Here is a 15,916-nt window from a genome sequence, read left to right on the forward strand (position 1 = left end):
CATCTAATGTCACACTTGCCAACTTTGATTGCCGACCTTGCGCTGATATTAATATCGGCCAGTATCATAACCTTGTTGTTCAAATGGCTAAAACAGCCTTTAGTCTTAGGTTACATTATTGCCGGATTGCTGGCAGGTCCTTATATTAATATTTTCCCTACAGTAGGAGATATTGAGAATATCAATATATGGGCAGAAATAGGTGTTATATTCCTGCTCTTTGCACTCGGACTGGAGTTTAGTTTTAAGAAGCTCATGAATGTAGGTTCCACAGCTTTTATAACGGCTATCACCGAAGTAATCAGTATGTTGCTCATTGGATATTTGGTGGGACAATTATTAGGATGGGGCACTATGAATTCCATTTTCCTGGGGGGAATGTTGTCTATGTCGTCCACTACAATCATTATCAAAGCCTTCAATGATCTGGAATTGCGTAACCAACGTTTTACCGGTATCGTATTCGGTACTCTGGTAGTGGAAGACCTGATTGCTATCTTAATGATGGTGCTTCTTTCCACAATGGCAGTGAGTCAAGACTTTGTGGGTGAAGATTTGCTGATAAGTGTGCTCAAGGTCGTTTTCTTTTTAATCCTGTGGTTTCTCATAGGTATCTTCGTTATTCCGGCCTTTCTCAAAAAAGCAAAGAAGTTGATGAATAACGAAACTCTTCTGATTGTCTCTCTCGGTCTTTGTCTGGGAATGGTGGTATTGGCTACTTACACAGGTTTTTCAACAGCGCTAGGAGCATTTATCATGGGATCTATCCTTGCCGAAACCATCGAGGCCGAACATATCGAACATATCATACAACCGGTAAAAGATCTCTTCGGAGCTATCTTTTTCGTTTCGGTCGGTATGCTAGTGAATCCGGCTGTATTGGTAGAATACGCCTGGCCTGTCATCATCATTACACTGGTTACCATTATCGGCAAAGCCATTTTCTCTTCGTTTGGCGTACTCTTATCCGGAGAACCACTGAACACTTCCATCAAATCCGGATTCAGCCTGGCACAAATCGGAGAGTTTGCTTTCATTATTGCCGGACTGGGTGTTTCGCTCAAAGTGCTTGATCCGTTTATTTCACCTATCATTGTGGCTGTATCTGTTATTACCACTTTCACGACTCCTTACTTTATCCGTTTAGCCAATCCTTTTGCCGAATGGCTTTACAAAATATTGCCTACTAAAGTACAGGAGACATTAGATCGTTATGCTTCCGGCAAGAAGACCATGAACCACGATAGTGACTGGAAGAAATTACTAAAAAACATGATTGGGAGAGTTGTCATCTATAGCGTACTGCTCACTGCTATTTGGCTGCTGTCGATACAAATCATTTATCCCGCCATCAGCGAAATGTTTACTCCTATCACTATATGGATCAAACTGGTGATGTGTCTGGGTACTCTTCTGCTTATGACTCCTTTTTTATGGGCGCTCATCTCCAACAAATACAACTCTTCGGAATTATTCCTGAAGCTATGGAGAGACGAGAATTACAATCACGGACGCCTGGTTTCCCTGGTTCTGGGACGTGTATCTGTTGCTCTTTTCTTTATCACTAGTGTAGTCATCAGCTACTTTAAACTAAACTGGGGAATAAGTGTGATTATTGCCATAGCCGTAGTAGCATTGATTCTTATTCTTAGGGAAGACCTCACGCAATATTCACGATTGGAAACAAGATTCCTTGCCAATCTTAACCGACGGGAAGAGGTAGCTAAAAAACGGCACCCGCTAAAAACAAGTTTCAATAGCGAATTCAATGATAAAGACCTTGACTTGACATCTATCCTCGTATCGCCTTATTCCGATTACATCGGCAAGTCTTTAGGAGAACTTTCATTCAGGCAAAATTTTGGAGTAAATGTCGTCGCGATCACTCGTGGCGATCTGAACATATATATACCGAAAAGCTCTGAACACATATATCCGCAGGATAAATTGACAGTAGTTGGTACAGATACGCAATTACAGGAATTCAGAAATAGAATAGAAGATGTAAAAAATACATCAGATATGGATGCAGTGGATAAAAAGATAACTCTCCACTCTTTCACGGTAGACGAAGAATTCCGCTTTTTAAATCAGACCATCGCTCAGTCTCATTTAGGAGAGAAGCATGATAGCATTGTTGTAGCTATTGAACGAAATGACGAACTGATTACCTTGGATAAAGACACAACTTTCCAATTAGGAGATCTCGTCTGGATTGTAGGCAACCGGGAAAAGATTAGAGAAATACTGTACTTAACGTAATTTGTATCTAAGCCAGAATGGAATACAAAAGTAAAGTACACCCAATACAACAGCTTTAATGTTTTTGTACAGGCTGTATACTGCAATAAAGTTCTGATTCAAAATAAATACGTTACATATAAAATCCAGATGAGGCTGAACTCAAAACTAAACTTGAAGTTCAGCCTCATCTGCTTTACTTATCTAACATTCTATTTACAAAGTGAGGACGCGTGAATAGCTTACTTGGTCCTACAGTTGGTTTAGCACTGCGCGTTTGTGATTTATTCTGTAAATCAAATACGGCAAACTCCTCATAAGACATTTGTTTACCCAAACTTCTTTCCATTATTTTATCATATATCGCTTTACGGGAAGGAGCATTAAACCCCTCGGTATTACTATTCATCATACTCTCTTCCGAAGGACGATACGCCCCTTTTATATAAGTACATGCCCCTTCAAATACTCCCAGTTTTTCTGACACATACCGATTATCATTCAAGAAAGCAGACCAAAGTACCTGAGATGGATCGGATGTAAAATCAACATTCTGCGCCCATCCTAATGTCTGCAGATACTGTACATTTTTTATTTCTTTAGAAGAAATAGTCCCATTTTCCTGATAAGCATACTCATCTTCCAATTTGGCAAAACCATGTCCAACAGCCTCGTGTACAAGTACCTGCCTGAAACTTTCACTTTGCAAATCGTATATCACCGGGCAATAAGCAATAGCAAACTCAACCACTTTCGTCTGATTAGTATAACCAAAATAAGTAGTTCCTGCATACGCAGGAGAATTTAGAATTACAACAGCCAATGTTTCACTCATATCTATATTATCCACGCATTGTACATAACGTTGTACAGCATTATCTTCACCGGAAATCCCCGTACTGTTTCCACCCGCCAGTTCACAACCAAGCGCTGTTTCATATCCTGTACCAAAAATATTGTGTTTCGAAACCGCAGTTACTGCATATACATTAAAATAATCTCGAAGTGACTTGATGGGTTCTTCCGTAAAAAGATTCTCAAAAGCTTTGTCCATAACCGCATCATAAGTTCCATCGTTAATTTCAGTATCTATAAATCCATCGCCCATAAGCACAATAGGAAGCCCTTTTCCCAACTTTGCTGTTTGCAGAACACGTACTTTTTTATCTGACGAATAATCAGTAGATTCACTAGCCACTTCCCCCCTTTGTATGATAGTAACCATCTCTACTACGATTGATTCCATATCAGTTACTTTCACAAAGTAGATATAGGCAGTACGGGAAACACCATCAGTATTAGGCAATACAGTCAGGTTAAGCATGTAGGAAGAGGATGCACGAGTTTTTGTCTCCTGTGTCAGCCAAGTGCCAGTACCCAAAGAACCATAAATCAACAATTCATCTTCAGCTATATTCGTAGAGAATCTAATATCCAATTCTCCACCTTCAACAGACACATTATATATATTCTGCTCGAGATTCACAAATTCTGCCGATTCCTGCTCTATGGTAATGTCTTGCGTCAATGTCCCAGAAGTTAATGTAAGTGTTGCTGTACGTACATTTCCTGTTACATTCTCACTGATAGCAGTAAGCGTAATATTGCACGTACCCGCTTCTCCCGAAACCGGAGCGATTGTAAACCAATCCGCAACTGTACTCGCCTTCCATTCACGGGTACTCGTAAAACTGATTGTTACCTGAGAACCTTTAGCCGAACCCATCACGACATCTCCGACATTCTCTATCGAAAAGTTAGGATCTACTTCATCTTCAGTACAGGATACTATAAAAAACAAAAACAAGGGAAATAATAGAAGATAAATTGTTCTCATACCCATTACATGTTATTTTGTTATACCAAAGATAAGCTACATTTTCATTACCAGAAAATTTATTCGACAAATCGCCCTAAAAAAAAGACGTACGGACTTTTTTTTGAACTTTCCGATATAGAATAATAGTCATTCAAAAAAAAAGGGGTTGAAAGTCATAGACTTTCAACCCCTTTTCTATTATTTCAATCGTCTTATTCAGCGATTTTATTTCACTTCCTCGAAGTCAGCATCCTGAACGTTATCTCCGTGCTTGCTGTTATCTTGCTGGCCAGCACCACCATTCATATCAGGACCAGCCTGTGCTCCACCTTGTGCACCGCTCTGTGCATACATTTCAGCACTTGCAGCCTGGAAAGCAGTATTGATTTCTGCCATAGCAGTATCAATAGCAGCCAAATCCTGTGCCTTGTGAGCATCTTTCAATTTCTGCAAAGCAGCTTCAATCGGAGCTTTCTTGTCAGCAGGCAACTTATCACCTAATTCCTTCAACTGATTTTCAGTAGAGAAGATTACGCTGTCAGCCTGGTTCAGCTTGTCGATCTTTTCACGTTCTTTCTTATCTGCTTCAGCATTAGCTTCAGCTTCAGCCTTCATCTTTTCGATTTCTTCCTTGCTCAAACCGCTGGATGCTTCAATACGGATAGCCTGTTCTTTACCGGTAGCCTTATCTTTTGCAGATACTTTCAAGATACCGTTGGCATCGATATCAAATGTAACCTCAATTTGAGGAACACCACGACGAGCCGGAGCAATACCTGTCAAGTTAAACTGACCGATTGATTTGTTCTGTGCAGCCATCGGACGTTCTCCCTGTAATACGTGGATAGTAACTTCCGTCTGGTTATCGGCAGCAGTAGAGAATGTTTCACTCTTACGAGCCGGGATGGTAGTGTTAGCATCGATCAACTTAGTCATTACACCACCCAGTGTTTCGATACCCATTGACAACGGAGTAACATCCAACAATACTACACCTTTGATTTCGTCTGTCAACACAGCACCTTGTACAGCAGCACCAATTGCTACTACTTCATCCGGATTCACACCTTTAGAAGGAGCCTTGCCAAAGAAATCCTCTACCAATTTCTGAACAGCCGGAATACGTGAAGAACCACCAACAAGGATTACTTCATCAATATCAGCATTGTTCAAACCTGCATCACTCATTGCCTTCTTACATGGTTCAAGACAAGCCTGAATCAATTCGTGAGCCAAAGATTCGAATTTTGCACGAGTCAAAGTCTTCACTAAGTGCTTAGGCACACCACCTACCGGCATGATATACGGCAAGTTGATTTCTGTACTTGTAGAAGAAGAAAGCTCAATCTTAGCTTTTTCAGCAGCTTCTTTCAGACGTTGCAAAGCCATCGGATCCTGAGTCAAGTCAGCACCTTCGTCGTTCTTGAATTCCTGTACTAACCAGTTGATGATTACCTGATCGAAGTCATCACCACCCAGGTGGGTATCACCGTTTGTAGAAAGTACTTCAAATACACCACCACCAAATTCGAGGATAGAGATATCGAATGTACCACCACCAAGGTCGAATACAGCAATCTTCATATCTTTGTGAGCCTTATCCAGACCGTAAGCAAGAGCTGCGGCTGTCGGTTCGTTTACAATACGTTTTACTTCCAGACCGGCAATCTGTCCGGCTTCCTTAGTAGCCTGACGTTGAGAGTCGGAAAAATATGCAGGAACGGTGATTACTGCTTCTGTTACTTCCTGACCGAGATAGTCTTCGGCAGTTTTCTTCATTTTCTGAAGAATCATAGCAGAGATTTCCTGCGGAGTGTACAGACGTCCGTCGATGTCAACACGCGGAGTGTTATTGTCACCTTTCACTACTTTATAAGGAACACGAGTCACCTCCTTCTGTACCTGATCCCAAGTTTCACCCATGAAACGTTTGATAGAGAAGATTGTACGTGTAGGGTTCGTAATAGCCTGACGTTTTGCAGGATCACCCACCTTACGTTCACCGCCATCTACGAAAGCGACAACAGAAGGAGTCGTACGTTTACCTTCACTGTTTGCAATTACTACAGGTTCGTTACCTTCGAATACGGCAACACAAGAGTTTGTAGTTCCTAAGTCAATACCAATAATTTTTCCCATGATCGTTATTTTTTTATTTATTATTTATTCATTGATTTCTTTTTGTCCGGTTGTTTCTCCGGCTCTTATCAAGGAGCCTCGTCGCGAACGGACGCTTACTAAAAAGCAAACCGTGTGCCAAAAAGAAATTATACGAATGCATGACATAATATCTGCCAAAAAGACAGTTTTAATAAATAAACACTGCTGACATAGTCATATTCAAAGCCAGTCAGCAACTGTTTCTTTAAACAAATACAGACGACTCTGGTTCGATGAAAGAAAAAAAATATGCCTGTGTCGTCATGTGCGACACAGGCATATCCTATTATATAGATTGATCTATTTATTACTTTTCCAGCACGATGACCAATGCGCCATTTGCATCATACAAGCCAATGCCGCCACCGGACAACACATCGAATGACTTCACCTCATTGATAGCTTTCAGCACCTTACCTTCTGTTTCCATGTCCGGACAAGCCATCATTGTGCTCGCTACTCCCGGAAAAGAAATTGATTTGGCATTGCTGGTACTGGTTTCAAAACCGCCATTAATCAAATTACATCCGGCATTGCCATGAATTGTCTTTTTCTTCACATCAAAAGCAATGAAAGGTTGTTTTTCCATTCCGGAAGGAATTGCTTCACCATTCACTTCTTTTATTTTCCATTCTCCATTCAAAACCGAAAGTTTTACATCAGCCTCCTTCTTTTGTAGAACGACAACCGGACGGTTGGACGAATTGCAAAGATACACTTTGTCCTTACCTGCCTTCTTATATCCTTTTACTTGCGCAAAAGCATTCAATACATTATTTTCAGTAGTCATATCCGGACACATCATCCGGGTACTAGCCATTCCTGTAAGTTCAAGACTTCCCGGCTTCGCATTTACATCGAAGCTACCCATCATCCGATTACAGCCGCTATTGCCGGACACACGACCGGTTGCTGTATCAAAAGCGATAAAAGGAAGGGATTTACTTTCGCCCGGAGTGATTTTCGAGCCATTAACTTCTATGATATTCCATTCACCATTAATAGACGACAGGGAAATTGCCTTCTCAACCGAACGGCACGAAGACATTGCAAGTGCTGCACCAGCAATGCAAATTGAAACAAATACTTTCTTCATATTGTTATAACGTTTAAGTTAAAATCGAGGGCAAAGATATCAAAAAGATTGGAAAATAACATCCAATGCAACATAAAATATATACATTTGCCAGTAAATGTACAACAAACGAACAATTTACATAGTTCACTTAAAGTAAACAAATATGAGAATAATTGTCCTGTCTTTGATTCTATTCTACTGTGGTACGTCTCCTATCATAGCCCAAAGTGATTACATCGTCACTACTCCTTCTGCACAGGAAATCCCTGTAGGCCAAGAAGAACAGTTTATCAAAAGTAACTTTCCGTTGCTACCGCTGGGCAAATGGACACCCGGAATGAAATTTATGTTCGTTCCATCTCCACGGAGCATGTTCCTTCCCACCCTTTCCAGCTACGAGACCGAGAAAGGGGTAGACAACAGCCTGCTGAAACATAAAATACTCACTTTCACGGGAACTGAAGAGAAAGCTCAGAATATCCCCAACGGGACTAACTACTCCACTCGCTTCATCTTCGAATGTGAGGGAGGAAAATATTATTATGAGATAAAGAATATGCGGCTGGAGGAGATCTCCGAAAAGGCTCCCCGTGCCGGCATCAACGGATTGGTTTATTTGAAGGATGTGGATACTGCTAAAGAGCTGTTGGTAGGAAAAACAGTCTATATACAAGCAGAAAGTGTCCGGATAGACGATGCCAACAATTATTCCGGCTACCGGGATATAGCCATTCCCGTCAATACGGAAGCAACGATTACCGCTATCGGAGTCGGCAGTCAGGCATATCCGGCAAAAATCGTATTCAAAGATACGCAGGGACATTCTTATTATCTGGAAGTTGCCCTCTCACGAACAAACTCCGGCATGGACCTGAATGATTTTCAAGGAGAAAAGAGAATGAAATATTTCTCAAATGCATTCAGTTTCACCAATAAGAGTCTAGGCACTATCGAAAGCCTGAAAAATAAATATATGGGAATGACAGTTTATCCTAAAAAGGTGCTGCCAGCCAAAAGAATCATATCATTTGAAGACAAGCAGACCGAATCACGCGTTCACCTGCCCCGATATACAGTTCTGCAAATCAAAGATATTAGATTATCTCCTCCCGGCAGTCTGGCTATTCTTTCATTAAAAGACAATGACGGAGCGATCTATGAATTGGAAACCGATCTGAAATATGATGTTATCGTCAGAAATGAAAATTATATCGAAGACTTTTTCGGATTCGAAGATATACATAAAAAATATCCGGGTATCACAGAAAATCGTTGGCAGATTATCTCCCGGGGAGATCTGGAGACGGGCATGAGTACAGTGGAATGCCGTTTGTCCATTGGTGATCCGATAGAAATCGAGCTAAAAAAAGACAATCGTTTCGAAACTTGGTTTTACAATGGCAAAACACTGGAATTTGAAAATGGAACCTTGCAGCGTTACAAATAAAAAGGGGTAGCTGCGAATGATTATCTGAAAATAATCACGTATATTTGCAAAGCTAACAATTCCAATATTCTTAATATTTTAATTCGCAATTAACGAAATGGGTAGAGTTCTTATTATTGGTGCGGGCGGTGTTGGCACTGTCGTTGCGCACAAAGTGGCACAAAATGCCGATGTATTTACAGATATCATGATTGCCAGTCGTACGAAAGAGAAATGCGATAAAATCGTCGAGGCAATAGGTAACCCCAATATAAAAACAGCTAAAGTTGATGCAGACAATGTAGATGAGCTGGTAGCCTTATTCAACGATTTCAAACCGGAAATGGTGATTAATGTGGCTCTCCCTTATCAGGATCTGACTATTATGGAAGCTTGTCTGAAAGCTGGAGTGAACTATCTGGACACCGCTAACTACGAGCCGAAGGATGAAGCTCACTTTGAATACAGTTGGCAATGGGCTTATCACGATCGCTTCAAAGAAGCAGGTCTGACAGCTATTCTCGGTTGCGGATTCGACCCGGGAGTAAGTGGCATCTATACCGCTTATGCAGCTAAACATTATTTTGATGAGATTCAATATCTGGACATTGTAGACTGTAATGCGGGTAACCACCATAAAGCATTTGCTACGAACTTCAATCCGGAAATCAACATCCGCGAAATTACGCAGAACGGACGCTATTATGAAAATGGCAAATGGGTAACTACCGGTCCGCTGGAAATTCATAAAGACCTGACATATCCGAACATCGGTCCGCGTGATTCTTATCTTCTTTATCACGAAGAGCTAGAGTCATTGGTGAAACATTACCCGACAATCAAACGTGCACGTTTCTGGATGACTTTCGGACAAGAGTATTTAACTCACTTACGCGTTATCCAAAACATCGGTATGGCACGAATCGACGAAGTTGATTACAACGGAGTGAAGATTGTGCCGCTGCAATTCTTAAAAGCTGTATTGCCTAACCCGCAGGATTTAGGAGAAAACTACGAAGGAGAAACCTCTATTGGTTGTCGTATCCGCGGTTTGAAAGATGGCAAGGAACGTACTTATTATGTATACAACAATTGCAGCCATCAGGAAGCTTACCGGGAAACAGGTATGCAAGGAGTGAGCTACACCACCGGAGTTCCGGCAATGATCGGAGCCATGATGTTCTTCAAAGGTGAGTGGAAGCGTCCGGGTGTAAACAACGTAGAAGAGTTCAATCCGGATCCGTTTATGGAACAACTCAACAAGCAAGGTCTTCCCTGGCATGAAGAGTTCGACAAAAATCTGGAATTATAAGAGTAGACTTATTCATTAAAAAGATAGTTATGATAAACGTAGGAGATAAAGCACCGGAAATCTTAGGCATCAATGAAAAAGGCGAAGAAATCCGTTTAAGTGCTTATAAAGGAAAAAAGATTGTGTTGTACTTCTACCCGAAGGACAGTACATCAGGTTGCACCGCACAAGCGTGTAATCTGCGCGACAACTATTCCGAACTACGTAAAGCCGGCTATGAAGTAATCGGTGTCAGCGTAGACAATGAAAAGTCGCACCAGAAATTCATCGAAAAAAACAATCTTCCTTTTACCCTGATTGCCGACACTGACAAAAGGTTAGTGGAAGAGTTTGGAGTATGGGGAGAAAAGAAACTGTACGGACGTGCTTACATGGGTACTTTCCGCACTACTTTCCTGATTAATGAAGAAGGAATCGTAGAACGGATTATCACTCCCAAAGAAGTGAAGACCAAGGAACATGCCTCACAGATTTTAAATCAATAACTCCATTAATTATATAAGAATAAGGTATGGCAAAGAAAGATGAACTTAATTTTGAAACAGATAATAAAATGGCATCAAGCGAAAAACTAAAAGCCTTACAGGCTGCCATGGAAAAGATAGAAAAGAGCTTCGGTAAAGGTTCTATCATGAAAATGGGTGATGATAGTGTTGAACAAGTAGAAGTGATCCCGACAGGCTCTATTGCCTTGAACGTGGCACTTGGTGTTGGAGGTTACCCTAGAGGTAGAATCATCGAAATCTATGGCCCGGAGTCTTCCGGTAAAACAACATTGGCTATCCACGCCATTGCTGAAGCACAAAAGGCCGGCGGTATCGCTGCTTTTATTGATGCCGAACACGCTTTCGACCGTTTCTACGCATCTAAACTGGGAGTGAACATTGATGATCTTTATATCTCTCAACCGGACAACGGAGAACAGGCTTTGGAAATTGCAGAACAACTGATCCGTTCTTCTGCTATCGACATCATCGTTATCGACTCTGTAGCCGCACTGACCCCTAAAGCGGAAATCGAAGGTGACATGGGTGACAATAAGGTAGGTCTTCAGGCACGTTTGATGTCTCAGGCACTCCGTAAGTTGACAGCTGCTGTGAGCAAGACACGTACGACTTGTATTTTCATCAACCAGTTGCGTGAGAAGATCGGCGTTATGTTCGGTAACCCGGAAACAACGACTGGTGGTAACGCATTGAAATTCTATGCTTCCGTACGTTTGGATATCCGTGGTAGCCAACCTATCAAAGATGGTGAAGAGATTCTTGGTAAACTGACCAAAGTGAAAGTAGTGAAGAACAAAGTAGCGCCTCCTTTCCGCAGAGCTGAATTTGACATCATGTTTGGTGAAGGTATCTCCCACTCCGGAGAAATCATCGACTTGGGTGCTGACTTGGGAATCATCAAAAAGAGCGGTTCATGGTATAGCTACAACGATACTAAGTTAGGACAAGGGCGTGATGCCGCTAAACAATGCATTATGGATAATCCTGAATTGGCAGAAGAACTGGAAGGACTGATTTTTGAAGAATTGAAGAAGAAATAAATAGCTTTAGATCTGTTTATCCGTAGGCTGAAAGCTAAGTAAACAAAGGTGGGAGAAAGTCGTTTACGATCATTCTCCCACCTTTTTCTTTTTTATATCATTCTCTCTTTTATCCCTTATACAAAATAAATGTATGCCAATGTACTCAAGCTGATAATTATCCAAAGCAATATTCCTTGAATCAGAGGTTTAATTCCAACGGCTTTCAAAACATCAATAGAAAGAGAAGCACCGATGAAGAACATAGTTATCGTCAAAGTCTTACGGGCAATACCGTTGATAGCTGCTCCTAATTGTGGCACTCCATCCAGTAAATAAGTATTTACCACCAATGCCAATACGAAGAAGAGGATAAACCATGGAATACTGATCTTTTGTCCTTTGCTCTTGAAAATAAAGGAAGTAGCAAAAGCCATCGGGATAATCCAAAGAGCACGGGTCAATTTGATAGTAGTAGCCACTTTTAATGCTTCTTCACCATAGGCAGCTCCCGCGCCTACTACAGAACTGGTATCATGAATGGCAATAGCTGCCCATGTTCCAAACTGTTGTTGATCCATATTCAATGCATGACCAATGGCAGGGAAAATGAAAAGTGCAATAGCGTTCAGGATAAAGATTGTACCTAATGCCACAGACATTTCACTGTCCTTCGCTTTCAACACCGGTCCCACTGCTGCGATAGCACTACCACCACAGATAGCGGTTCCCGAACTGATAAGATAAGCTGTATTCCGATCTATTTTAAACAATTTACGTCCGATGAACCAGCCAATTACCAATGTTCCGATTACTGAAATGACCGTAAATTCCATACCTTCCTTACCGGAAGCTAAAGCAGAATGAAGGTTCATACCGAATCCCAATCCTACTACTGAATATTGCAACAGATATTTCGATGTTTTCTTATTAAACTTTGGATGTGCTTGTCCGCAAGTTAATGCAAAAATAAGTCCGAGGAACAAAGCAACGGGAGGAGTTACCCAAGCCGACCATGCTTCCAATCCCGGAATATAGTCTAAAAACAGGAAGAAAGTCAGAGTGGAAAGCAGCGCAATATAAATCATCTTATTATTTGCCTGCAAAGTTTTTGTAGCTGTTGAAATCATATCTTTTTGTCTTTAATCGTTTTCCGGGTGCAAAGGTACGGTAAACAATCAAGACCCACCAATAGTTTCTAATTATGCATTATAACTTTTAATTATAGGCATACTCTCTCCCAACTACTCTTACACTGTTACAATGTCTTTCCCAAAAGGCGATAATGCCAAAGATGCCAACTTGAAGTGTTGCAATCCAAAAGGGATTCCGATAATGGTAATGCACAATATAGCCCCGAAAACCAAATGTGACAGACAGATCCAAATGCCACCCAGAAATATCCACAGGATATTCATCAATATATAGAGGCAGCCACCGGAACGGTTCCCACTTCTGACTTCTTTACCGAAAGGCCATAAAGCAAGTCCGGCCAACTTCAATGTTTGCATCCCAAAAGGAATGCCGATAATGGTCAGCATCATCAATAAACTCGAAATGAGGTATTCGACAGCAGTAAAGATACCACCAAGCAGCAACCACAATAGATTCATTAAACAGCCCATATAAAATAGTATTAGTTATTATTCCAATTTTCTTTTTGTTGTCTCATCCACTTTACCCTGATAATAATGGTCGATCACTTGCTGAAACAAATCATCCGAAGCAACTTCATTAAAAAGCGTCATGCATGACAATACTTTCATCGCATCTAACGAACCGAAAACTTCCTGCGCCGTTTTATTTTTCAATTGAAGAAAAACAGACGTTATTTCACGAAGTCTTTCTCCCAAAATTGGATGGGCAAGATATGCTTCAGCCTCTTCTTTGCCGCTAAGACCATAATACTGTGAATTATAACTCATGCCCAATCCTTTCAGTTGAGGAAATATATACCAAATCCAATGGGAATATTTCCGCCCGTTTCTAACTTCTGCAAGGGCTTGTTCATAATCACCTCGCTGGGCATCTAAAAATCGTTGTAAGTTATAGTTAGTCATAGATACTTCTCGCATTTTTTTAAGTTATCATACTTTCAGGAGATAACAGAATCAAATAAGTGATTTATTTCGAATCACAGCACTTTTTTCAATTCTATTAAAGCCGAGACTTCGTTTTCCTTATTAATGTACTTCTCTATTTCATAGGGTTTATATCCTAATTTAGTATATAACAGAAGCCCACTCGTATTAGCATCAAAACAAGACAAATGAAGCTCCGATACATTATATTTCTTTTTCCCAATATCTTCCATAGCATTTATCAGAAATGTGCCAACGCCACGATTACGAAAACAAGGACTTACTATTACATTTCCAATAGCACAATATTGAGATTCTCTTACCTCATAGAAGTTTGCAAACCCTACTACTTCATTATTAAATAAAACAACAGTCGAATCAAATCTATCTTTTATTGTATTCTTTAATTGATTGATTGATTGTTAAAGGAAAATCAGCTTTAGGAAACATAAAAAACAGTTCCTGCTTGTTTCGAGGTAATTTACAAACAGTTTCTAAATCGTCAAACGTAAAATCTCTATAAGTAAGTTTTTCTTTTTCCATAATAATCATGCTGATACCCTCCATTTCTTTTCTACATACAATATTATAACCGACTTTGCTATATAGATGCAAAGTATTGGGTGTCTCTTCGCCTGTAAAAAGAGAAAACTTATGACAGTGAGGAAATAACCGTTCTATTTCAGTCATAAGTTCTCTACCTATACCTTTATTCTGAAAATCGGGATGCACTATCAATTTACCAATATGACATACTCTATTTTCATCCATACGTCCCCTGACAGAACCTACAATCTGTCCATCATCTGATACGTATTTTAGAATAATGCCTGTATGATACTCATCACAAATCTCATCCTGATTTTGCAACAAAGGGGGAAGATCGAATTTATTCATTCGTTCGGCCACCACCATAAAAGATTTCTTTTGCAAAGATAAAATGTTTACCAAATCATTTTCTTCGGCTTGCATGATATTAGTATGACTCATAATATTACAAATATACACTTTTCTAAAAACTAACAGAAGCATTGCATCCACTTTTTAGGAAATAATATATTAAGCATAAAATCCCGTTATACCCTTTCTCTTCAATCATCTTCATTCCCTCCCAAACTATTAATAGAAAATTTCTTCTTTATTAAGGATAAACTTCTTTTTGTCAAATAGAAAACTTACCTTTGTATAAGAGTAAACTATAAATGCAAGCTTTGATTATAAAAATGAAAGCTTTGTTTTTATAAACGTAAGCTTCAATTATAAAAACAAAAGTTGCATTTATAGTTTATAATTAATCAAAAGGAACTTTACTATTAGAAGAAAGGAAGTTTGCCTCTAATACAAAAGAACTTATCTATTAATACTTTAAACAATAGATGATATGGCAAGATATATCATAGAGGAGATGCCCGATCTTCAGAAAACAGGCAAAAGAATTACTTATCCTAAATTTGCGCGGATAGATAATACAAGCATAAAAGAGTTGGCGCAACGAGTTGGCGACGTCAGTGGATTCAGTGCAGGAGACATAGAAGGCGTACTACTTCAGACCGCCATTGAAATGGCGCATTTGATGGCAGAAGGACGCTCGGTAAAGATAGACGGAATAGGAACGTTTACTCCCTCTCTTACTTTAGGCAGAGACAAGGAGCGGGAAGATCCGGAAGAAGGTGGGAGTCATCGCAACGCACAAAGTATCTTTATAGGAGGTGTAAATTTCCGGGTAGACCGAGAAATGGTGAGAAATATCAGCGAAAGATGCCAACTGGAAAGAGCACCCTGGAAAAAGCAACGATCCTCTAATAAATTCACATCGGAACAACGACTGGCATTAGCTCTAAAGTATCTGGATGAACATCCCTTCCTGACCGTTTGGGAATATCGCAAACTAACAGGATTGTTGCAAACAGCAGCAACCAACGAACTAAGACAGTGGGGACATCAACCGGATTCTGGAATAGAAATCACAGGAAGAGGAGCACACAGGGTATATATAAAGAAAAAATAGTCGAACGAAGAGGATAACAGTATGAGAAATACCCCGAAAATAGATGAGAAATAACTGTTTTGAGGCCTATTTCACTAAAGAAACTATGAGAAATAGGCTTTCTCAAAACGTTTCTCATTCAGTAATTACCTGGTTATAAGATTATTATAAAATAATTATGAGAATATGAGAAATGAAAATCATTTTTCTGGTTCTTCGTCAAATTTGGTGGTAATCTCTTTTTTATTTCAACTGTCTTCTTCTTTCTTAATCCTATTAAAAGTTGT

General features: G+C 40.0%; 14 protein-coding genes. 6 read left to right on the forward strand and 8 right to left on the reverse strand.

Features of this window, described 5'->3' with window-relative positions; translation table 11 throughout:
* The first annotated feature begins 6 nt into the window (after positions 1–6).
* Entirely contained in the window at positions 7–2,262 is a 2,256-nt protein-coding gene (locus tag AB5217_RS10545; RefSeq protein ID WP_004302157.1) for a cation:proton antiporter, read from the forward strand.
* Positions 2,263–2,437: 175 nt separating this feature from the next.
* On the opposite strand, the gene AB5217_RS10550 is transcribed toward AB5217_RS10545, so the two are convergent.
* From AB5217_RS10550 to AB5217_RS10560, 3 genes are all read right to left on the reverse strand, one after another.
* Positions 2,438–4,084 (reverse strand): M64 family metallopeptidase, encoded by a 1,647-nt coding sequence (locus AB5217_RS10550; RefSeq protein ID WP_032843196.1) that lies wholly within the window; start codon positions 4,082–4,084, stop codon positions 2,438–2,440.
* Between the two features lie 201 nt (positions 4,085–4,285).
* A complete protein-coding gene (dnaK, locus tag AB5217_RS10555; protein ID WP_004302085.1) occupies positions 4,286–6,199 on the reverse strand; it encodes a molecular chaperone DnaK in 1,914 nt (637 codons plus the stop codon).
* 328 nt (positions 6,200–6,527) lie between these two features.
* Positions 6,528–7,316, reverse strand: a complete 789-nt coding sequence (locus AB5217_RS10560) for an META domain-containing protein (protein ID WP_008651324.1) — start codon at positions 7,314–7,316, stop codon at positions 6,528–6,530.
* A 145-nt stretch (positions 7,317–7,461) separates the two neighbouring features.
* Between AB5217_RS10560 and AB5217_RS10565 the strand changes: the two genes are divergently transcribed.
* The 4 genes from AB5217_RS10565 (at position 7,462) to recA (ending at position 11,582) form a co-directional block, all read left to right on the forward strand.
* Positions 7,462–8,745, forward strand: a complete 1,284-nt coding sequence (locus AB5217_RS10565) for a hypothetical protein (protein WP_032843195.1) — start codon at positions 7,462–7,464, stop codon at positions 8,743–8,745.
* 97 nt (positions 8,746–8,842) lie between these two features.
* On the forward strand, positions 8,843–10,036 hold the full coding sequence (locus tag AB5217_RS10570) for a saccharopine dehydrogenase family protein (RefSeq protein ID WP_004302080.1): 1,194 nt from the start codon (positions 8,843–8,845) through the stop codon (positions 10,034–10,036).
* Between the two features lie 29 nt (positions 10,037–10,065).
* Positions 10,066–10,521, forward strand: a complete 456-nt coding sequence (gene bcp / locus AB5217_RS10575) for a thioredoxin-dependent thiol peroxidase (RefSeq protein ID WP_004302079.1) — start codon at positions 10,066–10,068, stop codon at positions 10,519–10,521.
* Positions 10,522–10,547: 26 nt separating this feature from the next.
* On the forward strand, positions 10,548–11,582 hold the full coding sequence (gene recA, locus AB5217_RS10580; protein ID WP_004302078.1) for a recombinase RecA: 1,035 nt from the start codon (positions 10,548–10,550) through the stop codon (positions 11,580–11,582).
* A 116-nt stretch (positions 11,583–11,698) separates the two neighbouring features.
* On the opposite strand, the gene AB5217_RS10585 is transcribed toward recA, so the two are convergent.
* The 5 genes from AB5217_RS10585 to AB5217_RS10605 all read right to left on the reverse strand — a co-directional run bounded on the left by AB5217_RS10585 (position 11,699) and on the right by AB5217_RS10605 (position 14,632).
* Positions 11,699–12,691 carry a YeiH family protein gene (locus AB5217_RS10585; RefSeq protein WP_004305675.1) on the reverse strand — a complete coding sequence of 331 codons (993 nt, stop codon included), beginning with the start codon at positions 12,689–12,691 and terminating at the stop codon, positions 11,699–11,701.
* A gap of 120 nt (positions 12,692–12,811) precedes the next feature.
* Positions 12,812–13,186, reverse strand: a complete 375-nt coding sequence (locus AB5217_RS10590) for a YccF domain-containing protein (RefSeq protein WP_004305673.1) — start codon at positions 13,184–13,186, stop codon at positions 12,812–12,814.
* Positions 13,187–13,204: 18 nt separating this feature from the next.
* Positions 13,205–13,636, reverse strand: a complete 432-nt coding sequence (locus tag AB5217_RS10595; protein WP_004305671.1) for a DUF1810 domain-containing protein — start codon at positions 13,634–13,636, stop codon at positions 13,205–13,207.
* 59 nt (positions 13,637–13,695) lie between these two features.
* Entirely contained in the window at positions 13,696–14,058 is a 363-nt protein-coding gene (locus AB5217_RS10600) for a GNAT family N-acetyltransferase (protein ID WP_317193762.1), read from the reverse strand.
* Positions 14,027–14,632, reverse strand: coding sequence for a GNAT family N-acetyltransferase (locus tag AB5217_RS10605; protein ID WP_230595662.1), 606 nt, complete (start codon positions 14,630–14,632; stop codon positions 14,027–14,029). Before AB5217_RS10605 ends, AB5217_RS10600 begins: the two co-directional genes overlap by 32 nt.
* 391 nt (positions 14,633–15,023) lie before the next feature.
* Between AB5217_RS10605 and AB5217_RS10610 the strand changes: the two genes are divergently transcribed.
* Positions 15,024–15,650, forward strand: coding sequence for an HU family DNA-binding protein (locus tag AB5217_RS10610; RefSeq protein WP_004302073.1), 627 nt, complete (start codon positions 15,024–15,026; stop codon positions 15,648–15,650).
* Positions 15,651–15,916: the final 266 nt, after the last annotated feature.

Source organism: Bacteroides sp. MSSM.1001136sp1_RTP21357st2_D2_RTP21359_211015, from assembly GCF_040913205.1.
GTDB lineage: Bacteria > Bacteroidota > Bacteroidia > Bacteroidales > Bacteroidaceae > Bacteroides > Bacteroides ovatus.

Excerpts from the sequence above, each read along its gene's own strand:
- AB5217_RS10570 (WP_004302080.1), top strand. The coding sequence starts at position 8,843 with ATGGGTAGAGTTCTTATTATTGGTGCGGGCGGTGTTGGCACTGTCGTT.
- AB5217_RS10545 (WP_004302157.1), top strand. The coding sequence starts at position 7 with ATGTCACACTTGCCAACTTTGATTGCCGACCTTGCGCTGATATTAATA.
- AB5217_RS10590 (WP_004305673.1), bottom strand. The coding sequence starts at position 13,186 with ATGGGCTGTTTAATGAATCTATTGTGGTTGCTGCTTGGTGGTATCTTT.
- AB5217_RS10595 (WP_004305671.1), bottom strand. The coding sequence starts at position 13,636 with ATGCGAGAAGTATCTATGACTAACTATAACTTACAACGATTTTTAGAT.
- bcp (WP_004302079.1), top strand. The coding sequence starts at position 10,066 with ATGATAAACGTAGGAGATAAAGCACCGGAAATCTTAGGCATCAATGAA.
- AB5217_RS10610 (WP_004302073.1), top strand. The coding sequence starts at position 15,024 with ATGGCAAGATATATCATAGAGGAGATGCCCGATCTTCAGAAAACAGGC.
- AB5217_RS10550 (WP_032843196.1), bottom strand. The coding sequence starts at position 4,084 with ATGGGTATGAGAACAATTTATCTTCTATTATTTCCCTTGTTTTTGTTT.
- recA (WP_004302078.1), top strand. The coding sequence starts at position 10,548 with ATGGCAAAGAAAGATGAACTTAATTTTGAAACAGATAATAAAATGGCA.
- AB5217_RS10560 (WP_008651324.1), bottom strand. The coding sequence starts at position 7,316 with ATGAAGAAAGTATTTGTTTCAATTTGCATTGCTGGTGCAGCACTTGCA.
- AB5217_RS10605 (WP_230595662.1), bottom strand. The coding sequence starts at position 14,632 with ATGAGTCATACTAATATCATGCAAGCCGAAGAAAATGATTTGGTAAAC.
- AB5217_RS10565 (WP_032843195.1), top strand. The coding sequence starts at position 7,462 with ATGAGAATAATTGTCCTGTCTTTGATTCTATTCTACTGTGGTACGTCT.
- AB5217_RS10585 (WP_004305675.1), bottom strand. The coding sequence starts at position 12,691 with ATGATTTCAACAGCTACAAAAACTTTGCAGGCAAATAATAAGATGATT.
- dnaK (WP_004302085.1), bottom strand. The coding sequence starts at position 6,199 with ATGGGAAAAATTATTGGTATTGACTTAGGAACTACAAACTCTTGTGTT.